The 19,084-nt window shown below is 28.4% G+C and carries 20 protein-coding genes; 3 read left to right on the forward strand and 17 right to left on the reverse strand.

Annotated features, from left to right (window positions below; translation table 11 throughout):
• Positions 1 to 6: 6 nt before the first annotated feature.
• The 7 genes from C4N20_RS05920 to C4N20_RS05950 form a co-directional block, all read right to left on the reverse strand.
• Complete coding sequence (locus tag C4N20_RS05920) at positions 7 to 1,311, reverse strand: ABC transporter substrate-binding protein (RefSeq protein ID WP_005978424.1); 1,305 nt, start codon at positions 1,309 to 1,311, stop codon at positions 7 to 9.
• Positions 1,312 to 1,347: 36 nt separating this feature from the next.
• Positions 1,348 to 2,427: an ABC transporter ATP-binding protein gene (locus tag C4N20_RS05925; protein ID WP_005978426.1), complete on the reverse strand. Its 1,080-nt coding sequence runs from the start codon at positions 2,425 to 2,427 to the stop codon at positions 1,348 to 1,350.
• A 15-nt stretch (positions 2,428 to 2,442) separates the two neighbouring features.
• Entirely contained in the window at positions 2,443 to 3,261 is an 819-nt protein-coding gene (locus C4N20_RS05930) for a carbohydrate ABC transporter permease (RefSeq protein ID WP_005978427.1), read from the reverse strand.
• Positions 3,251 to 4,132 (reverse strand): carbohydrate ABC transporter permease, encoded by an 882-nt coding sequence (locus C4N20_RS05935; RefSeq protein ID WP_005978429.1) that lies wholly within the window; start codon positions 4,130 to 4,132, stop codon positions 3,251 to 3,253. Before C4N20_RS05935 ends, C4N20_RS05930 begins: the two co-directional genes overlap by 11 nt.
• Positions 4,133 to 4,341: 209 nt before the next feature.
• Positions 4,342 to 5,124, reverse strand: a complete 783-nt coding sequence (locus tag C4N20_RS05940) for a hypothetical protein (protein WP_005978432.1) — start codon at positions 5,122 to 5,124, stop codon at positions 4,342 to 4,344.
• A gap of 23 nt (positions 5,125 to 5,147) precedes the next feature.
• Positions 5,148 to 5,687, reverse strand: coding sequence for a methylated-DNA--[protein]-cysteine S-methyltransferase (locus C4N20_RS05945; protein WP_005978435.1), 540 nt, complete (start codon positions 5,685 to 5,687; stop codon positions 5,148 to 5,150).
• A 17-nt stretch (positions 5,688 to 5,704) separates the two neighbouring features.
• A complete protein-coding gene (locus tag C4N20_RS05950) occupies positions 5,705 to 7,165 on the reverse strand; it encodes a DNA-3-methyladenine glycosylase 2 family protein (protein ID WP_005978438.1) in 1,461 nt (486 codons plus the stop codon).
• Positions 7,166 to 7,388: 223 nt separating this feature from the next.
• On the opposite strand from C4N20_RS05950, the gene C4N20_RS05955 reads away from it, so the two are divergent.
• On the forward strand, positions 7,389 to 7,748 hold the full coding sequence (locus tag C4N20_RS05955) for a hypothetical protein (protein WP_005978441.1): 360 nt from the start codon (positions 7,389 to 7,391) through the stop codon (positions 7,746 to 7,748).
• Between the two features lie 165 nt (positions 7,749 to 7,913).
• Here the strand turns inward: C4N20_RS05955 and C4N20_RS05960 are convergent, their stop codons facing one another.
• From C4N20_RS05960 to C4N20_RS05990, 7 genes are all read right to left on the reverse strand, one after another.
• Positions 7,914 to 8,384, reverse strand: a complete 471-nt coding sequence (locus tag C4N20_RS05960) for a pyridoxamine 5'-phosphate oxidase family protein (RefSeq protein ID WP_005978444.1) — start codon at positions 8,382 to 8,384, stop codon at positions 7,914 to 7,916.
• A gap of 286 nt (positions 8,385 to 8,670) precedes the next feature.
• Positions 8,671 to 9,063: a hypothetical protein gene (locus tag C4N20_RS05965; RefSeq protein WP_005978447.1), complete on the reverse strand. Its 393-nt coding sequence runs from the start codon at positions 9,061 to 9,063 to the stop codon at positions 8,671 to 8,673.
• 27 nt (positions 9,064 to 9,090) lie between these two features.
• Positions 9,091 to 9,567 carry a heme utilization cystosolic carrier protein HutX gene (hutX, locus tag C4N20_RS05970; protein WP_005978451.1) on the reverse strand — a complete coding sequence of 159 codons (477 nt, stop codon included), beginning with the start codon at positions 9,565 to 9,567 and terminating at the stop codon, positions 9,091 to 9,093.
• An 85-nt stretch (positions 9,568 to 9,652) separates the two neighbouring features.
• The gene (locus C4N20_RS05975; RefSeq protein WP_005978453.1) at positions 9,653 to 10,450 is read right to left on the reverse strand and encodes a DUF5131 family protein; all 798 of its coding nucleotides are present in this window, start codon (positions 10,448 to 10,450) and stop codon (positions 9,653 to 9,655) included.
• A gap of 245 nt (positions 10,451 to 10,695) precedes the next feature.
• The gene (locus C4N20_RS05980; RefSeq protein WP_005978456.1) at positions 10,696 to 11,730 is read right to left on the reverse strand and encodes a glycosyltransferase family 9 protein; all 1,035 of its coding nucleotides are present in this window, start codon (positions 11,728 to 11,730) and stop codon (positions 10,696 to 10,698) included.
• Complete coding sequence (locus C4N20_RS05985; protein WP_005978458.1) at positions 11,705 to 12,658, reverse strand: VirK/YbjX family protein; 954 nt, start codon at positions 12,656 to 12,658, stop codon at positions 11,705 to 11,707. The genes C4N20_RS05980 and C4N20_RS05985 overlap by 26 nt, the downstream gene beginning before the upstream one ends.
• Positions 12,659 to 12,689: 31 nt before the next feature.
• Complete coding sequence (locus tag C4N20_RS05990; protein ID WP_005978461.1) at positions 12,690 to 13,367, reverse strand: outer membrane beta-barrel protein; 678 nt, start codon at positions 13,365 to 13,367, stop codon at positions 12,690 to 12,692.
• Between the two features lie 377 nt (positions 13,368 to 13,744).
• Here C4N20_RS05990 and C4N20_RS05995 point away from each other — a divergent pair, with 377 nt between their 5' ends.
• On the forward strand, positions 13,745 to 15,304 hold the full coding sequence (locus tag C4N20_RS05995) for a hypothetical protein (RefSeq protein ID WP_005978464.1): 1,560 nt from the start codon (positions 13,745 to 13,747) through the stop codon (positions 15,302 to 15,304).
• Positions 15,297 to 15,965, forward strand: coding sequence for a LytTR family transcriptional regulator DNA-binding domain-containing protein (locus tag C4N20_RS06000; RefSeq protein WP_005978467.1), 669 nt, complete (start codon positions 15,297 to 15,299; stop codon positions 15,963 to 15,965). Before C4N20_RS05995 ends, C4N20_RS06000 begins: the two co-directional genes overlap by 8 nt.
• 46 nt (positions 15,966 to 16,011) lie before the next feature.
• Here C4N20_RS06000 and pepV read toward each other — a convergent pair whose 3' ends face one another.
• From pepV to C4N20_RS06015, 3 genes are read right to left on the reverse strand one after another with little or no spacing between them, the layout of a single operon-like run.
• Complete coding sequence (gene pepV / locus C4N20_RS06005) at positions 16,012 to 17,409, reverse strand: dipeptidase PepV (RefSeq protein ID WP_005978470.1); 1,398 nt, start codon at positions 17,407 to 17,409, stop codon at positions 16,012 to 16,014.
• 20 nt (positions 17,410 to 17,429) lie between these two features.
• The gene (locus tag C4N20_RS06010; RefSeq protein WP_005978473.1) at positions 17,430 to 17,735 is read right to left on the reverse strand and encodes a PTS sugar transporter subunit IIB; all 306 of its coding nucleotides are present in this window, start codon (positions 17,733 to 17,735) and stop codon (positions 17,430 to 17,432) included.
• A gap of 35 nt (positions 17,736 to 17,770) precedes the next feature.
• On the reverse strand, positions 17,771 to 19,081 hold the full coding sequence (locus tag C4N20_RS06015; RefSeq protein WP_005978476.1) for a PTS sugar transporter subunit IIC: 1,311 nt from the start codon (positions 19,079 to 19,081) through the stop codon (positions 17,771 to 17,773).
• Positions 19,082 to 19,084 lie beyond the last annotated feature (3 nt).

Raw genomic sequence — 19,084 nt, forward strand, 5'->3', positions numbered from 1 at the left:
CCTTAATTACTTCATAAGTTTCAGAATTTCATTTTGTGCATCTTCAAGAGCTTTATCCGCAGGTTTTTCTCCACTTAATATAATATCTCTTGCATCTATAAGTATCTGCTCAGCCTTTAATCCATTGCTTCCTGAAAAACTTGCCCATTGTCCCATATCAGGCATTTGACTTGCAGCTACACTCATCAATTTATTTTCAGTAAGAAATTTATCTATTCCTGTTCCCTTTTCTACTATTGTAGGTGGAAGATATCCTGTTCCTTTAGTCCATTTTTCAGTAGAATTAGAACTTAAAAGAAACTTCATAAATCTCCATGCTGCTTTTTGGTCCTCTGGAGATTTTGCCATTATCATAAGCATATTTCCTCCAGCAGGAAGCTTTCTCTCTTTTCCTTCAAATAATGGAAATTTTACTCCTCTCAAATCAAATTTAGCACTTGATTCAAAATTTTCTCTTTTTCCAATTGTTGTAACTACCATTCCCAATTTTCCATTAAGAAAAGTCTGAAATCCTTCATCATTGCTTGCATGTATTGCTGATTTGTTCTTTATCATATCTGCTGTTAGTTGATAAGCCTCTGCTGATTCTTTTGATGAAAATGTAGGTATTGTAATTCCATTTTCTACTTTTAGCATCTGCCCCCCATTTCCTTCTAACAAAGCTTGTTGAGCCCAGTTATCAGCATATTCCTGCATAAAGAACCCTGGATTTCCTGTCTTCATTTTTATTGTCATTGCTGCTTCTGCTACCTCTTTCCAAGTTTTTGGAGGATTTGCTGAATCAAGTCCTGCTTCTTTAAATAAATCAGCATTAATATACATAATAGGATTACTTATAGAGTAAGGTATTCCTACCTGTTCACCATCTACCTGCCCTAGTTCAAGAATATTAGGAAGAAAATTCTCAGTAAGAAATTCTTTATCCTCTGGAAAATATTCATTTATAACTTCTTGAGCTGTTGTATACTCAAAATTATCCTTTGCATAATTAAGATAAGAATACCCCATTTGAACTATTGCAGGATATTTATTTGAAGCTATTGATACCTGAAGATTTTGAGTAAGCCCTTTATACATATCTGGATTAAATTTTTCAATTACCTGTATATCTTGATTCTGATTATTAAATTCTTTAATTAATTCTTTTATAGCTCCTCCACCAAAAGTTTCTGAAGCTACATGCCAGTATTCTATTTGAACTGGCTTTTTCTCCTGTACTGTACTTCCTGCTGCTTCCTTTTCTCCTTGTGAACATGCAGCTGTAAATAACATTGTTCCTACTATTAACCCATTTTTTAAATTTACTTTCAAATTTTTCCTCCTATTAAATATTTATTTAAATTTTTATTATTCCATCTCTATATTCTGTTCTGTAGCTATATCAAAGAAAAGCATATTTTTCTTTGATAATGTTATATACACATCTTCATATCTTTTAAAATCACTGTCATTTGGTACAGATGCCATTATTTTTTCTTCACCGTTTATTGTTATTAAGAGACATTTCTGGCTTCCATAATTTTCTATTTTTGATATATTTCCCTTTATATTATTTTCAGATTTTTCTCTACCAACTTTTACATACTCTGGTCTAATACCTAAATATACCTCTCTTCTTTTTTCAATAAATTTCCTTTTTTCATCAGATATTTTTATTCTATTATTTTTCAATAATAGCTCTCCTTCATTTATATTTACTCTTATTATATTTATTTGAGGTATTCCTATAAATTTAGCAACAAATACATTTACTGGATTATTGTATATTTTTTCTGGAGTGTCTATCTGCTGCAAATATCCTTTATTTAAAACTGCTATTCTATGTCCAATAGTCATAGCTTCTATCTGATCATGTGTTACATATACAAACGTAGGTCTATAGAGGTTATGTAATTTTACAAGTTCTTCTCTTGAAGTATTTCTCAGCTGTACATCAAGATTTGATAGAGGCTCATCTAGGAGAAAGAACGGAGATTGCTTTACTACAGCTCTGCATAGTGCCACTCTCTGCCTTTGCCCTCCTGAAAGTTCCTTGGAATATCTTTTCTCTAGCCCTTCAAGATTTAATATTTTCAAAGCTTCTCTAGCTCTTTTTTCTATCTCTTCTCTTTCCACTTTATTCATTCTAAGTCCAAATGTTATATTATCCCAGACAGTCATATGAGGATAAAGAGCATAATTTTGAAATACCATTGCTACATTTCTATCTCCAGATTCTATATCATTCATCACTTTATCTCCAAAGTACAATTCTCCTGATGTTATTTTTTCAAGTCCTGCTATCATTCTCAATGTAGTACTTTTTCCACATCCTGATGGTCCCAGCAGAACAAGTCTTTCCCCTGGATTAATTTCTAAATTAAGATTTTTTACTACTTGTGTATTCCCATAATTCTTACATACATTTTTAAATACTATACTGCTCATTTTTTCTCCTTTTAGTTATCCTTTTATTCCCGATTTAACAAAACTTGTCATTATCATTCTCTGGCAAAATATATAGAGAATTATTGGAAAAATTATTGTCATTCCTGCTATTGCCATAGTTATTCCCCAGTTATTCCCCCCTTCTGAACTTATGAACATCTGTAAAGCAAGAGATAACGTATAGTTTTCTTTACTGCTTAATATTATCAAAGGCCAGAAATATTCATTCCATGAGTTGATAAAAAATAATATTCCCATTGCTATTATAGAATTTTTTATCATAGGTATTATAAGATGTATTAAAGTTCTTGTTTCAGATATATTATCTATTTTTGCCACTTCTAAAAGTGATTTTGGTATTCCTCTCATATTCTGCATCATAAGAAGTATTCCCAAAGCATCTCCTAATTGTGGAAGAATCACTCCAAAACTTGTATCCAGTATTCCTAACTTTGACACTGTTAAATAGTTTGGAATCATTGTTACTGTAAAAGGGATAAATAAAGTAACTAATATCATTGAATATATTATTTTCTTTCCCTTAAAGTCCTTGTATGTCATTACATAAGCTGCCATAATGCTTGTAATTATTTTTCCAAAAGTGACCATTGCAGAAATAAAGAAAGTATTCCATATATATTTGATTATTGGAACGTTCTTCCAGATATGCTTATAGTTTTCAAATGTAATTACTGATGGAATAAGTTTCAAAGGTTCAGAAAATACCTGATCCATGCTCTTTAATGATATAGAAAGCATATATATCAATGGAAATATCTGTAACAAAATTATTATAAAAAATAGTATATGCCATTTTCTTTCTTTAGTTTTCATAATAAACTCCCTTTTCCAATATTTTTATTTTCAGACTTATTAATATAAAGAAAAACAGAGTTGTAATTATAGCAAGTGCTGAAGCTCTTCCTGTCTGAAAGAAAGTAAAAGCATATTGATATATACTATATACCAGATTGGTACTTCCATTATTCGGTCCTCCCTGAGTAAGAACATTTATGGGAACAAAGACCTGCTGAAGTCCATATACCACTGTCATTATTGACACATATAAAGCTGTAGAAGATGTCATAGGAAGTACTATATATATAAATATCTGAAAGTTAGAAAGTTTATCTATTTTTGCACTTTCTATCAGCTCAGCAGGAACTTCAAGTATCCCTGCTAAAAGAAGTATCAGATTGTACCCAAATATCTTCCATGCTGTTATTATACTTACCAAAAGAATTACTAACCCATTAGTTTTCAACCAAAATGGAGATTCTATTCCAAATATCTCATAGACCTTTGATATAGGTCCTGACATAGGATTAAAAAGCCATAAAAATATTAAAGATGCTACCACCAGAGAAATTATACTTGGAAAAAATATCATTGCTCGATAAAAACTTTTCAATTTGCTGATAAGTAAGGCTAGGGCATAGGCAAATATATAAGGTAATATAAAATTAAATATCCCTAAAAATATTATGTATAAAAATGTATTTCCCAGTGATTTATATATAACTGGATCAGTCAATATACCTGTATAGTTATCCAGCATCACAAATTTTTTATTCCTGCTTATCATATTCCAATCAAAGAAACTAAGATAGATAGTTCTCAATATGGGCCAGAAAACAAATACAGTAAAAATACTCATAGCTGGAACTAAAAGTATAATCATATAATTATCTTTTTTTATTTTCAACTAAATCTCCCCTTATATTTAATATTTATTATTTTTATATTGAAATTTTAGCAACCATATGTAAATAGAATATAAAATTAATGTATAATAAGAGTAAAAACTTTAGTTACATTTAAATTAGTCTTTGAAATAAAAAAGAGACTGAAGTATTCATCAATCTCTTTTTTCATATATTTTTTATCAGTTGATATCTGGTATTAAATTTTCTCCTACCACCCAGTTACCAATAAATTATTAGCTGCTTTCTTACTGCATTTTTGATATTTTGAGTAAGCTAATGCACCTCTTTCTCTTATCTTTTCATTATCCTCATTATTTAAATATCCATTTATTGCATCATGTATAGTATAAGCTTCTGGAGCCATTCGCCCTGTTGTCCACAATAAGGGATTAACATTTGCTGACTTTAAATGTTTAGGAAAATAAAGTTTGCTGTAACATGCAAGTGTAATAACATCTCTTTTTTTCTTATCTTTATTTATATACTTATTTCTAATATTAAAATCCATAAGTCCATTATGACCAATATATGATATTAACTCTGCATTTCCATCTGTTCCAATAGTTTTATCATTTATTTTGATTTTACTTTTGGTTATTCCAGAACTGGCACTTAAAAAATCTTTTGTACATTCTTTTATATATTTTCCATCATAGGCATCTGCAATTATATAGTAATTTTTTGTTTTATGTTTAAATATAACCCTTTCTAAAATCACTGAGTCTGATTTTTCTGTTTTTAGAAGTTTCCATTCTTTGCTTCTTTTAAAATATGTTTTTATTCCATAAGCACAGCCCCAGTAAAGATTATTTTCTGGATCCTGTCCATTTCCTATTTTCTCTGGAACTTTTACTATCCCCTGATTTTTATTATCACAAAGAGCTACAAATATATGTATTGTTTTAACTTCTTTATCTATTTCCTGACTGTTTATTTTTAAATTAAAGCTGCAAAATATCAGAAAAATAAAGAGTATTTTAATCTTTTTCATAGTTTCCTCATTTCTTGATATTTTCAAAGTGCTGTCCCTTTAGTAGGAACAAAAAAGTGTGATGTATCAACCTTTTCAAGTTCTAATAATTTAATCTTTTTATCAATCCCACCAGCATATCCTGTTAAACTTCCATTTTTACCTACAACACGATGACATGGTATAATGATAGAAATAGGATTATGCCCCACTGCCCCTCCAACTGCCTGACTGGACATTCTTTCTTTTCCCATTTTCTTAGTTGCCTTCTCTGCTATTTCTCCATAAGTTATAGTTTTTCCATAAGGAATTTCAGATAAAATATCCCATATAATTTTTCTGAATTCTCCTCCTTTAGGAGATAAGGGAATTTCCGAAATATTTGGTTCTTCTCCATTGAAATATCTATCCAACCACTTCTTTGTAATATTAAATACTGGAAGTTGTGAATTATCTGCTATATTTTCTTTGATAGTAGCAGCATAATATTTTTGTTCCTCAAACCATAATCCAATAAGATTATTCCCATCACTTGCTAATAAAATTTTTCCTAAAGGCGATATATAATTCGTTGAATAGTACATTTTTCCTCCTCATTCCCTCATAATGAATTCCATAAATTAACCACTGCATAACTTCTCCAAGGACGCCATGCTTCTGCTAAAGTCAATATTTCTTTTGGAGTATATGATGGCAGTGCTTTTTTTACTCCATAATCTGTCTCTAAAAATGCATCAGTCAATCCCATAGCACGCATAGCAATATATTGTGCTGTCCAGTTTCCTATTCCTGAAATCTTCATCAATTTTTTTATTTCCTCTTCTGGATGAATACAAAAATTAAAATCTATCTCCTTATTTACAAATGCTGAAGCAAGTTCTAAAATTGTTTTTGCTCTTGTTTTAATTATTCCTAATTCTCCAAGAGAATCAGTAATTTTATCTTTCAACTTATAAATATCCTCTGGTTCTGGAAAAATATGAGTCAATCCTTCTATTCCAGTTTCAATAGTTACACCAAATTTTTCTGTAATTCTTGCTGCCAGTGTTTTTGCTGCCTTTATAGTAATTTGCTGCCCTAAAACTGCTCTCACTGACATTTCAAAAGGATCGAAACATCCAGGAACACGAATGCCTAAGGTACAGATATTAGGCTGTATATTATTCATTTTCATCAGTCCTTCATATACTGCATATGGATCACAGGATAAATCAAATAAATTCCTAACTTTAGCTAGTACTTGTGACAGCACAGGTAGAAGTTCAGCTGGCATTGTAACTGCTATAGTATTTTTCTCTGGTTGATTTTCTGCCTGTATCCAGCTGTATATATGTTTTTCTCCATTTAGAAAATGTACAGTGCGATAATATTTTCCCTCTTTTACTGTTTCAACTCCAGGAATAGCACGTAAAGCAAGAAAATTTAATATATGTTCCCATTGATAAGGAGGGCGATATCCTAATGCTAAAGTTATTTCATCTGTTTGTTTCTTTTTATTTCCTCCTTGTTTTCGTAAGGCTGTAGGCACAAGCTTATATTGTTTTTTAAAGACATCATTAAAACGTCTTAAACTACCGAAGCCAGAAGATATTGCAACTTCAAGAACCGACAAATTTGTATCAGTAAGCAGACTTTTTGCAAGAAGCAGCCTACAGGTTTGTAAATATTGTGTTGGTGTCACATTATATTCTGTTGCAAATGCCCTCCGAAGATGACGAGATGTACATCCAAGATGACTGGCAGTTTCCTCTATACTGTCTCCATTTCCACATTCTTTTTCTAATGTTTTTACTGCTCGCTGTAAAAGAGAAGCTGTTGCATCTGTAACAGAAGTTCCTGGTGCAAGCTCAGGTCTGCATATCAGACATGGACGATATCCCGCCTGTTCTGCTTCTGCTGCTGTTGAATAAAAAGTACAATTTTCAAACTTTGGCATTTTTGCTCTACATACTGGACGGCAATATACCTTTGTAGATGATACGCCTACAAAAAAACGTCCATCAAACCTGACATCTTTTGCTTTAAATGCCATATACCATGCATATTTTTTATCTTTCAGCATCACTTCACCTCCTTTTTTATAATTATATCATTCTTTCCTAAAAAAAATCAGCTGTTTTCGGACATGAATTTTTTATACTTTAAATTTTATTTAGTTATTTCTAGTAATAAAGATATATTATAATTTTTTTTATTCTTAGTTTTAAAATAAGCTCTGACATATTCAAGTCATAATTATCTGTTATTATTACTGCATAAAGAAAAAACTTATAGGAGTGATAAATATGAAAAAATTAGCTGTTGTTGGAGTTATGTTATTGGCTTTAGGAGCTACTTCATTTGCAAGAGGACATAAAAATTGGAATGATTCTGATGGAAGAATGCATAATTTTGGAAATAGTTCTTGTCAAACATCTTCAAATCATATGAATTTTAAAAGAAGTCCTGAATTTGAAAAAAGCAGTATTCTTATTGAAGAAAAAAGATTAGAAATAAAAAAAGAACTGCTTAAAGACAGTCCTGACTGGAATAAAGTTGAAAAACTTAACACAGAAATAAGTACTGAAAGAGGAAAAATGAGAACTGCTGGAATGAAAGCCAGATTTGAATATAATAAAACTCTTCCTAATCAAAATCAATTATAAAAATATAAAAGCAGAAATTTCGTACTATACACAAAATTTCTGCTTTTTATTAATTTTTTATTCAATATTTCTATTTTAAACTTTATATTAATATATTTTTAAAATTTTAATTTTTTCAATAAAATACTACTTCTTTAATGTAAAATTTATTAGTCCAGAAAATATTTAATTAACTATTTTATTAATAAAATCAATTTCAGTTCTAACTTCTGCATGAGGGTCATTCCATAATCCTTTTGTTAAAGAAATACGCAATAAACATGTATTTGAATCTTCATCATTATTTGCTTCATTATACCAAGCAGCAAATATTTCTCTCAGCTTTGTCATCATTTCTACATTTTTTTCATCACATACCCAGCCTAAGTTTTCTCCAATACCATCAGCTGTAAAGTTTTCTACAATGACACAAATGGCTACTTCAGGATTTTTTAATAATTCCAACATCTTATTTGAAGTTGCATAAGTAACAATATAAAAAGCTCCATCTTCATAGTATGCATCTACAATACGAGAAGCAGGTTTACTTCTTCCATCAATTCCTGTTTCTAACGAAATAGTAGAAAGAGTTATTAATCCATCTTTATTCCCTACTTGCTTCTCTAATAATTTCATAGCTTCCTCATATTTATTCATTTTTCCCCCTCCTAAAATTGATTTATAATTTACTTTGTCTTGATTGTTCTTTACCACCTCCATCTAATTATATATAATTATAATTAGAATAACACGTTTTTTTTATTTTTACAACTATTACTTTTTAATTCAAACACATTTTTCAAAAATATTATACTTTATTAGTTATAAAAAAACAAATAAAGGCAATAACCATTAAATAACTATTCTTGATTATTATATAAAAAAATGAATCTGAACTACCATATTTCATCCAATAGTTTAGATTCATTTCAATTAATTTATTTTAATCAGGTTTATATACTCCACTATTTACAGCATTCTGCATTGCAGCCCTTATTTTAGTACCTCTTACAGAAGCTCCTGCCACTTCTATCTCCTCTGGTTTATAAAGTTTTTCTAAAACCTCTTTCAGTTTTTTTCCTTCTGTAAATTTTAGAATATTTTCATATTTTTCTTTTTGATCAGCTACTGATTTTTCCTTCAAATAATCTGTTCCTTTATATGCAAGTGTTCTATACTTAGGATTCTTCACAGTATCATCTTTTAAATTAAACTGCACTTCAACCTGTGTTTCCTGTCCTGATACAAATACTCCTCTATAAAGTCCATCTCTAAATTCTGCACTATATGAAATAATACTGCTCATTATTGTAAGTATTAATAAACTTTTTCTCATTATGCCACCTCCAAGTTGTTTTATTAATTATAGTTTATTAAAGCTTTCTAAACATTCTTTTATAAGCTCTTTCTTTTCATCTCTAGGAACATAAATGGCAAATATCTCTTTCTCATCTTCTCCATAAAATTTAATTGAACAGCTTTTTCTTCCATACATCATATCTTCTACAACAAATATTTCTTTTATCTTAGAAGCTGATAAATGTCCACCTATTGAAGAGGTTTCATCATGAAAATTTAAAAATCCATGAGAATAGAACCCCTTTGGAAATTTATCTTTTATTTCTAAAACAAAACTAGGTGTTACAACTAATAAAAATACTTTTTCCCAACTTCTTAATATATCAAAAAGTTCATCTAGTTTTGATACATCATATTTTCTTACAGTTGGTGCTGGTGCCTGTCTCAATACTTCTATAAATGATATCCCCAAGTCTTTAGAAATTTTGGCTAAAGATACTCCTTCTTCAGTTTTCAATATTTCTTCAATTTTTTCTCTCATAAATTCCTCCTAGTATAATTTGATTATAGAAATATATTATAATACAAATATCTTTATAATCCAATCTTTTTTTGAAAATTTACGATTAATTATTTTTAATATTAAAAAGCTGCATCTGTTCATCTTTCTCTATTTCTTTAAGTATTATTGAAGACTTCTTTCCTCTATAATTTAATCCTGATTTTTCTGCCTGTTCCTTTTGTAATTTTTTAGGTATATGATATTTTTTTCCATTTTTTATAAAATATTCTCCTGTTTCAAAAAAATTAAAAGTTGTATCATATAAGCTACACTGTTCATAAAGATTTTTTATCCAATCATAGTCACAAGACCTGGCTCCAGCATAATTTTCTCCACTAGCACTTACATCATTTATTATCCCAGTTTTTAGATATTTTTCTATATTTATACTTCCTAAAATAGGAGCTGCTACCACTCCTTTATATTTAAAAGGAAGTTCCAAAAGAATAGGTATCCTCTCATCTGCTCTTTTTTGATTTTCCACTGTAACATTGATACATACATTGTCCCACCCCTCTCCCCAGTCAGATGGAAGGGCCTCTTCTATTCGTTCAGGTCTTTTTGTAAGTATCCAGAAAATCACATCAGTTCGGATCCTAATCATATCCCATATCTCTTTTCTCCATTCATCAGCTTCCTCAAGAAAAAAATCTGAAGTCATACATGTATAGAGAAGAGTTCCTTTCTTTATCTTATAGTTTCCTTTTCTATCTTTTTTCAAGGGAAAGTTAAAATTATTTTTTACTTTATATATTACATCGCTCCTCTGTCCTCTCTGAGCATCCAGATAGTACATATAGCAGTTTAAGCAACCTTCACTTTTCTTATAACAGCCATGCCAGGGATTCCATATTTCACTCATTTTTTCTCCTGTATAAAATTTTTCTCTTCTTTATCTGCATAATAACATTTTTATTCTTTGATTTCAAATTTATATCTTTGAACTTCACATTTTAGTTATAAATCTAATCTATGTTAAAAAGATAAAAATTTAAATTATTGCAAAAATAGCATATTATTTAATTGATAAAAAAGTTTTATAAAGAGAAAAGTTTCTATTATCTTTAAACTGATGTAGCTGATATTGAAAAAAATCTTCATTTTTTATTACATACTTCTACAGTATTGTAAATATAGTTCTTTAATTTTGTCAACAACATAGTCTGGCTTAATTAACGAATAACAATCTTTATAACTTAGAAGATGACACTCTGGATAAATGTCTCTAGGTTCTACACCTTGATGTTTTTTACTTGGATTAGCCAGCCACTCTTTTTTACTGCTTTTAGAACTAAAGATAGCAAAACTTGGAATATCTAAACTTTGGGCTATATGTCTTGGCCCACCTTCGTTTCCAAAAAATATGTCACAATTTGAGATAAGCATTGCTAGTTCTCTTATTGAAGCAGTTTCTATATTTGAAAAGATATTTTTGCTGTCAGCTAATCTAGAATGAAAGTTTTTGGCAAACTCTTTCTCTGATGGAGAATAAAATAATATAATTTGTGGATTCAGTTCTTCTATTACTTTTTTAATAACACATTCCATTTTATTAAGAGGATAAACTTTTTCTGAACGCCTTGAATTTATAGCACATATAAAGATTGGATTAGAAAAATTTATTCCTGATTCTTCCATTTTTTTTCTCATATATTCCTTTTCTTTTTCCTCTATCTGGATTACATAATTATTATCATATAAAATTTTATAATTTTCTGCTAATGGATCCAGCATTTTTAAAAATTTATCAACTTTATCTTTTGAATCAATAGGTTCAGAAATTTTATGAGTATATGTAAAACCTCTATACATTTTTCTTCTCCCTATTCTATATTTACTTTTTAAAGAAAACAAAGTAAAAAATTCACTTTTGGGAGTAGACATTATATCTATTATTATGTCATATTTTTTTCTTGTTACTTTCCATACTTTGATTATATATTTAAAAAAGTTTTTCTGTTCTTCTTTAGTTATTGAAATAACATTATCAATATATGGATGATTTTTAAATAAAGGAGCAATATGCTCATATACTACATAATCAATTTCAGCATCAGGAAAACTCTTTTTAAGGGTGTTACATATAACTGAACTTAAAACAGCATCTCCTATTTGTTTAAAACGTATTATAAGTATTTTCATTATCTTCTCCTTTAAATTTATTCAAAATATCTCTTTCAATATTGTCAAGAAGCCTATATCTTTTTTGATATTGATTTCTTTTTTTACTTGGTATTTCTTCCAGAGATTTTCTTTTTATAGATTCAGTAAAATACCACAGTTTATTTTTTTCTTGAAAAGCATTTAATGATTTCCAAAACGAATCATAATCAGAGAGAATTTTTCTTCTTGAAGTATATCTTTCAGATGTATATATATGAGTAAAATTACCTGTTGCTGCTTTCATAAAATTAGTTTTTAGAGTTTTCTCTAAAAAACAAAGAACTTCAAATAAAAGCTTTTTAGGAAATAAACCATACATATTTTTAGTACAGTTTTTTATATATTCTTCATTCAGTTCTTTTGAAGCTCCTTGTAATCCCCCAATCAAGATTGTCTTTTTCTCTTTCTGTTTTATAATACCAAAAGTTAGAGTTCCAATTATATTTTCATATGAATCTGCTAATTTTATATTAATTTCTCCTTCTTTATCAAAATTGGTATATATACAAAGGTATATTTTAAAGAAAGAGTCATCTTTGACAGAAAAACTACTTAACAAAAGTTTTCCTTTTTCATATAATTCATGGCTCAATTTAGCAGGAAAAAAATCATCTATAAAATTATAACTTTCTATAATACTCTCTGCTTTTTCATGTGAATTTAGACCTTTAATCAAATATGGGCGATGCACCTTACTAACCAACATTGGATAATTAAAAATATTATCTTTTAATTCTTTATGCTTTAGTATAAATTCTCCTACTTTCAAAGAAGAAGGAAGATAAACTATTGTCCTAAAAATAAATTTTATTTGCTTTTTTAATGTATTTATCTCCCCCTTACCTTTTCCATTTTTTATAATATTAAAATATAGCTGTAATATTTGTATAGTAAAACTAAGCTGCAACTCTTCTCCTCCATCTATTTATTTATAAAAGTTAAAAATTAAATCTATATCCTATTGATAATGTAATTCTTTGTGAATCATAATCTCTTTTATCTGATTCTCCATCTATTTTTATCTTGAATTTATTTATTTCATACATTAAATCTATTAGAAAATTTTTATATTCTACTCCTCCTCCCATTCCTAAATAAACTCCATTATCTGCTTTTACTTTATGTGAGTAATCTTTTTTTAATCCTGTATTTATATCTGTCATTTTTCCTTTGAAATCATCTTTAAATTTATTGAAAGAGTACCCAATATTCCATTTTAAATATGGTCTCCAGTTTCCAATTCTATCAAAATTATATTTTGTCACTAAATAAATTGGTACTGATTTATAATCTGGCATTTGTTGTTCTAGGGACACTTTGTTTCCAGAATAACGTCTTGTATCTGTCAGTGACTTATCAAAATACTGTGCTCCTATCCCTATTCCTATTTCAAATTCTTCTGAAATTTCCTTTGTGACTTCTACTGCAAAACTTACTACAGCAGCTTCAGCATTTTTATCTCCTATTTGATATCCTTTGTCATTATAAGTTTTATATTTTTCATATACACTTCCTCCTAATCTTAAATATACATTAGTATCATCTTTTTCTGCAAAAACTTGACTGCTTATAAACATAATTCCTGTTACCCCTAATAAAGTTTTACTGATTTTCATTATTTTTCCTCCTCGATATTTAATTTAATAATTTTTATTTTTATAAATCACATATTTTAATCCTAATATTATAAAAATTATATTTATGCTTACTTTACTATTTTTGTATTTATATGTTTTAAAATACTTTTTCTAATTATAACTCAATATGAAGCCAAATTTCCTTTCAACACACAAACTTATCACTTTTTCGCACAAAAAACATTGTACAAAAATAAAAAAAGTATTTTAATTTTCAATATATACCTTTAAGATGAAATATTTTAAAGATATCGTCATTTATACAGTTAACATTTCAAAAAAAACTTTACTTATTTATAATAAGTTGATATAACTAATTAAGATTATTAATTATTCCATGTTAAAGGAGAATTAAGATGTATAAAAAAATATTGGTATTCATAATTATTTTGGTTGCTTCTCTAAGCATATTTTTAAAATTTATTTCTCACAATGAAAAAGACTTTATATATGTAGTCCCTAAGATAAAATATATTGAAGTTTTAGATAGAAATATTGGTGAATATTCTATTCTTTCTCCTGATGGCGAGAAGATGAATTTTGAAATGAGAAATTTTTTAAATGGAAAAATTTTTTTCAATGTTCCTAATGGAGAATACATATTAGAAATCAATTATGACAATCAAGAAAAATATGTATCTTTTATAAAAGATGATAATTGGAAAAAAATAATAATAACTCTTCAAGGAGATACCTTTTCAAAGAAACAGAAAATAGCATTAAATCTTATCACTCTGACACTTATAATTTTAAATATTTTTATTTATATAAAAACAAATAAAGAAATAAAAAAAGATAAAATACTTAATTCAGCTTTTTTTATCTTGATTTTAAAAATATTATTTAGTTTCAGAGGTAATTTTCAAACTGATTTTATAAAATTCCTGGAGTTTTTTATATCTGCTGCATTAGGTTTTTTAATAATTTTTTATATTTTAAATAACCGCATGAATAAAAAATATAAAAAAATAAAATACCTTGTTTATGTATTAACTGCTCTTTCTTTTGTTTATTATACGCTTATAGCAATAAACTTATTATCTCCACAAATTTATACATATATATTAAGTACTCATGAAATTTTATTAACTTTTCTAAGAAAGATGTATCAGTTTATTAATTTGAGAAGAATTATTCTATTGGTTATTATGCTTAATTTATTAATAAATAAAAGATTTACTGTTTCCCCATATAAATTTTATTATTTTTCAGTTATATTTTTATATTTATTTATGGAATTTTTTTATATTGCTTTTCCTAAATTTATTAATCTGTACTCTTTTATTAAATTAATAGAATATATGTGTATATACTGGGGGTTGGTATTTGTAAGCTTAAAAATATACACTCCTAATATAAGTAGAGTTGTTCGATATCTTTTGGGATTTACAATCGCCTATATAACCCTATTTTATTTCAAAACTTTATTGGAACCTGGAATTATTTTAATAACCATATTTATTCTGGATTTCTATACAATGACATTTGAAAAAATACTCTTTGTAAAGACTGAAATACTTGAAAAATCTTACACCAAATTATGTCTGGTACAAAATAGATCCGAATTTGAAGAAGAACTTGAAAAAGAACTTAAAAAAAATTTGAAAGTCAAATCAGTGCTGGTTAAAATTTTTATCGATGAAAAAGAAATTCTTGAATATTTAACTAGTTTAGATCTTTGTGAAAATAATTTATTTATAAAAAAGGAAAATATAAGAAAAGAAAATTATTCTACTGGAATAAGATTAGCTTTTAATGGAAATCCTTATGTTGGTGCTATATTTATTGAAGAATATGAATATGAAATGGATATTGAAAATATAAAATATCTAATAGGAATATCTGAAAAAGTTGCAGGTATAGCCAATAATATAAAACTTAATTCCATTTACAAGGAGTTGAGTTTTGATGATTAAAATAGGGGTAGATATAGATGAAAAGCTTATTATTCTTTTAAAGGAGATGCTGGATTATGAATTTATAAATACTAAACGTGAAAGTAGCAGCTTTGAAATATTTATAATAGATATCGACACCGAAAATATTACAGATAAAATAAAAGCTAATTATAAAAAGGGAATTCCTGTTATAGTTGTTTTAGGAAAAAATAATATTAAAGAAATGAGAACTTTATTCTTATCAAATTATGTTGCAGATTGTATTTTAAAACATGAGATCTATGAAATTGAAAAATCTATTGAAAAATTAATTTATTCCAAACAAAAATATACTCAATTCTATCTAAATGATAATCAGAAAAAAGGAATCATTGACTTTTCAGAAGTAACATATATAAGTTATTGCAGAACAACACGAAGAATTCAATTTCACTTAACTAATAAAGAAGTCTTTACCTTGAAAGAAAATTTTTCTATCATTGAAGAAAAACTAGAAACAATAAATAGTTTTTATAAAATTGAAAGAGGGACCATAATTAACACAAGCTTAATTAGATACATAGATTATAAAGAGGAAACTATAATTTTTAGAGATTTCTCTATATTATATGTGAGCAAAATAAAATTAAAAAAAATAGAAGAAGATCTAAATTTAACTAAAAATAGATTATATTTATAGATAAAAAATGGTTGAAAGATGCTTTCTTTCAACCATTTGACTTTTTTTATTTTATTAATGCCCCAAGTTTTAATATAGCTCTTGCATATATTTCCATTCCCTGTTTCAACATATCCAAGTCCATGCATTCATCAAAGCTGTGAGGTTTTCCATTATATTCTTTGAAATTAGGTCCAAATGCTACTGTATTTGGCATCAGCTTAGCATAAGTCCCTCCTCCTAATGCAGCAGGTTCCTCATCCCTTCCTGTTACATTTACATATATCTCTTGTAATTCTTTTACTAATGGATGAGTTTTCTCAAAATAAAGAGGTGCATTATGATTTTCTTTAAAAAATACAATACCTCCCTTTTTTCCTGCTGTTTTCAATCTTAAATCAAGAGTTTTTTCATCTATAGATGCTGGATATCTTATATTAAATTTTACAAACAATTCATCATTTAGAATATTTGTTATTCCTGCACTTATAGTGAGATTTCCTACTTCTTCATTGACAGTTTTAATCCCTAGTTTTTCTCCATCTGAACTTTCACCAATATAACCTGAAATAAATGATATAAATCCTTTTGCTGCATCCTCTTTCCCAATGATCAGATTAAGGAATTTATACATTCCCAAAAGAGCATTAACTCCTTTATGAGGTGAACTAGCATGAGCAGAGACTCCTGTACAGATAATTTCTGTAGTATCTCCTTCATAGTTCACAGTATATTCAGCTTTAGTTAAAGATCTCATCTTTTTAAGAGCTGTTTCTACAGTCTCTTTAGATATATTTCTTACCTTAGCTATACACTTTTCTGGTACTATATTTGATCTTGTTCCTGCTTTTATTTCTACAATCTTTGAATCTTTCCATTGAATTTTTTTTCTAAATGAAAATGTATATATCCCCTTTTCAGAAAATATCACTGGAAATCTTCCATCTGGTGTAAAAGCATATTTTGGTTCTTTTTCTCTTGCAAGATAATATTTGATATCCTCATCTCCGCTCTCTTCGTTAGTTCCAAATATTATTCTTACTCTTTTATTAAATTCTGGATGAGTATCTACTACCGCTTTCAAAGAATACAAAGCTGATATGATAGGAGCTTTATTATCAATAGCTCCTCTTGCTGTTAGCTGATTATTCACTACACATCCTTCATATGGAGGTACACTCCAACTAGCTTCATCCCCTTCAGGAACTACGTCTATATGACCTAATATGGCAATGTATTCTTCTCCCTCTCCATATTCTGCATAACCAATATAGTTATCCAGATTTTTTACTTTAAAACCAAGCCCTTGAGCAATTTCCAACACCTTGTTAAGTCCTTTTTTTAGTTCCTCTCCATAAGGTGCATCTCCTGCTCTATCTGCTTTTACTGTTTTTATTCTTATAATTTCAATGATACTTTTCAATACTTCATCAAAATGTGTATCGATATATTTTTTTATATCCATAGTTTTCTCCTGTAATGGAATTAGTCAATTAAAGAAAGAGCAAGGTCTAAAACTTTATCCCCTTTCATCATACCATAATCCATAGTATTAATGATCTCTACTTTTTTTCCTACTGTTTCAGCTACTGCTGCTAATTCAGCTTTTTTATATTTTACTTGTGGTCCTAATAGAAATACATCATAGTTACCAAGATTTTCTTGAAACTTTGCTATACTTAAAGCATTAATTTCAACTTCTATTCCTTTTTTTACAGCTGCTTCTTTCATTTTTTTAACCATAAGACTTGTTGACATTCCTGCATCACATAATAATAATATTTTTTTCATAGTTTTCCTCCTGAATATTTACTTTAAATTTTTAATTATTTTCCTTCATTTTCCATTTGTTCTAATCTTTCCATTTCATCTTCCTCTTTTTTACTTGCCTTATCTATTATTCTAAGGAATGGAAGATAAATCATTGCTCCAATGATAAGATTTACTATTTGAATAAGTGCTCCTGAAATATCCCCTACTGTAATAAATCCACTGATTATTGCTGGTGTAGGCCATGGGAAAGCTATCCCTAAAGGTTTTGATACAATTCCAAGATTCATTGTTATATATTGAGTAGTTACCATTACCATAGCTACCAGATTAAATGGTATAAGCATAATAGGGTTAAGGATTATTGGAAGTCCAAACAGGATTGGTTCATTGATATTGAATATTCCTGGAATAGTTCCAATAGCTCCAACACTTCTTATATGTTTACTTTTTGCAAAGATTAATATAGCTATAAGCAGAGAAAGAGTAACTCCTGCTCCTCCCATCCATACCATGTCAAAGAACTGTTCAGTTATTACATGAGGAAGAGGCTGTCCAGCTTGTAATGCAGCTATATTTTCTACCTGATTTTCCAACCAGAAAGGTCTTACAAATCCATTTACCATTGAACCACTGTTTATTCCAACAGACCAAAGAATTGATATAGCAAAAACTGTAAATATAGAACCTATATATGAAGTTCCAAGAGATTTTAACGGCAAAGCCAGCATTTTATATACAAAGTCATGTATTGTTCCATAGTCTGTCTGCATCATAAGAAGTCTTAGAAGAAGAGCTGCTCCAAGGATAACTGTTCCTGGAATAAGAGCCTCAAATGATTTTATAACTTCAGGTGGTACACCATCAGGCATTTTTACAAGAATATTTCTATTAACGAAAAACTGAAATATTTTTACTGTTAATACTCCAATAACCATAGCCACAAACATTCCCTTACTTCCAAGCCAGTCAAATGTAATAACTGCTCCATGTTCAGTAGAATGTCCCAATGGAGTAAGTATCAAGAATGAAGCTAGAGACAGAAGTCCTACTGCAATACTGTCAAGTTCAAATTGTTTAGCAAGCTGCTGAGCTACTAAGAAAGCTACATACAGAGCTATAAGTGAAAATGTAGCACTTACAGGGATATCAAGAATATCCTTCCATCCTTCACCAAATAAACTAGTCATACCTCTTTGATATGCTGGTAGTGGAAAAGCTGAAATCATCAAAAATATAGATCCAATCATTAAAAGAGGCATCATCATTATAAATGCTCTTCTTATTCCATTGATATATTTGTTCTGTGCTATCCATGCAGCTACAGGAACAAGTTTGTCTTCTAGTATCGTTATAACTTTGCTCATCAT

Origin of the sequence: Fusobacterium ulcerans (assembly GCF_003019675.1) — a bacterium.
In the GTDB taxonomy this organism is placed as follows: domain Bacteria; phylum Fusobacteriota; class Fusobacteriia; order Fusobacteriales; family Fusobacteriaceae; genus Fusobacterium_A; species Fusobacterium_A ulcerans.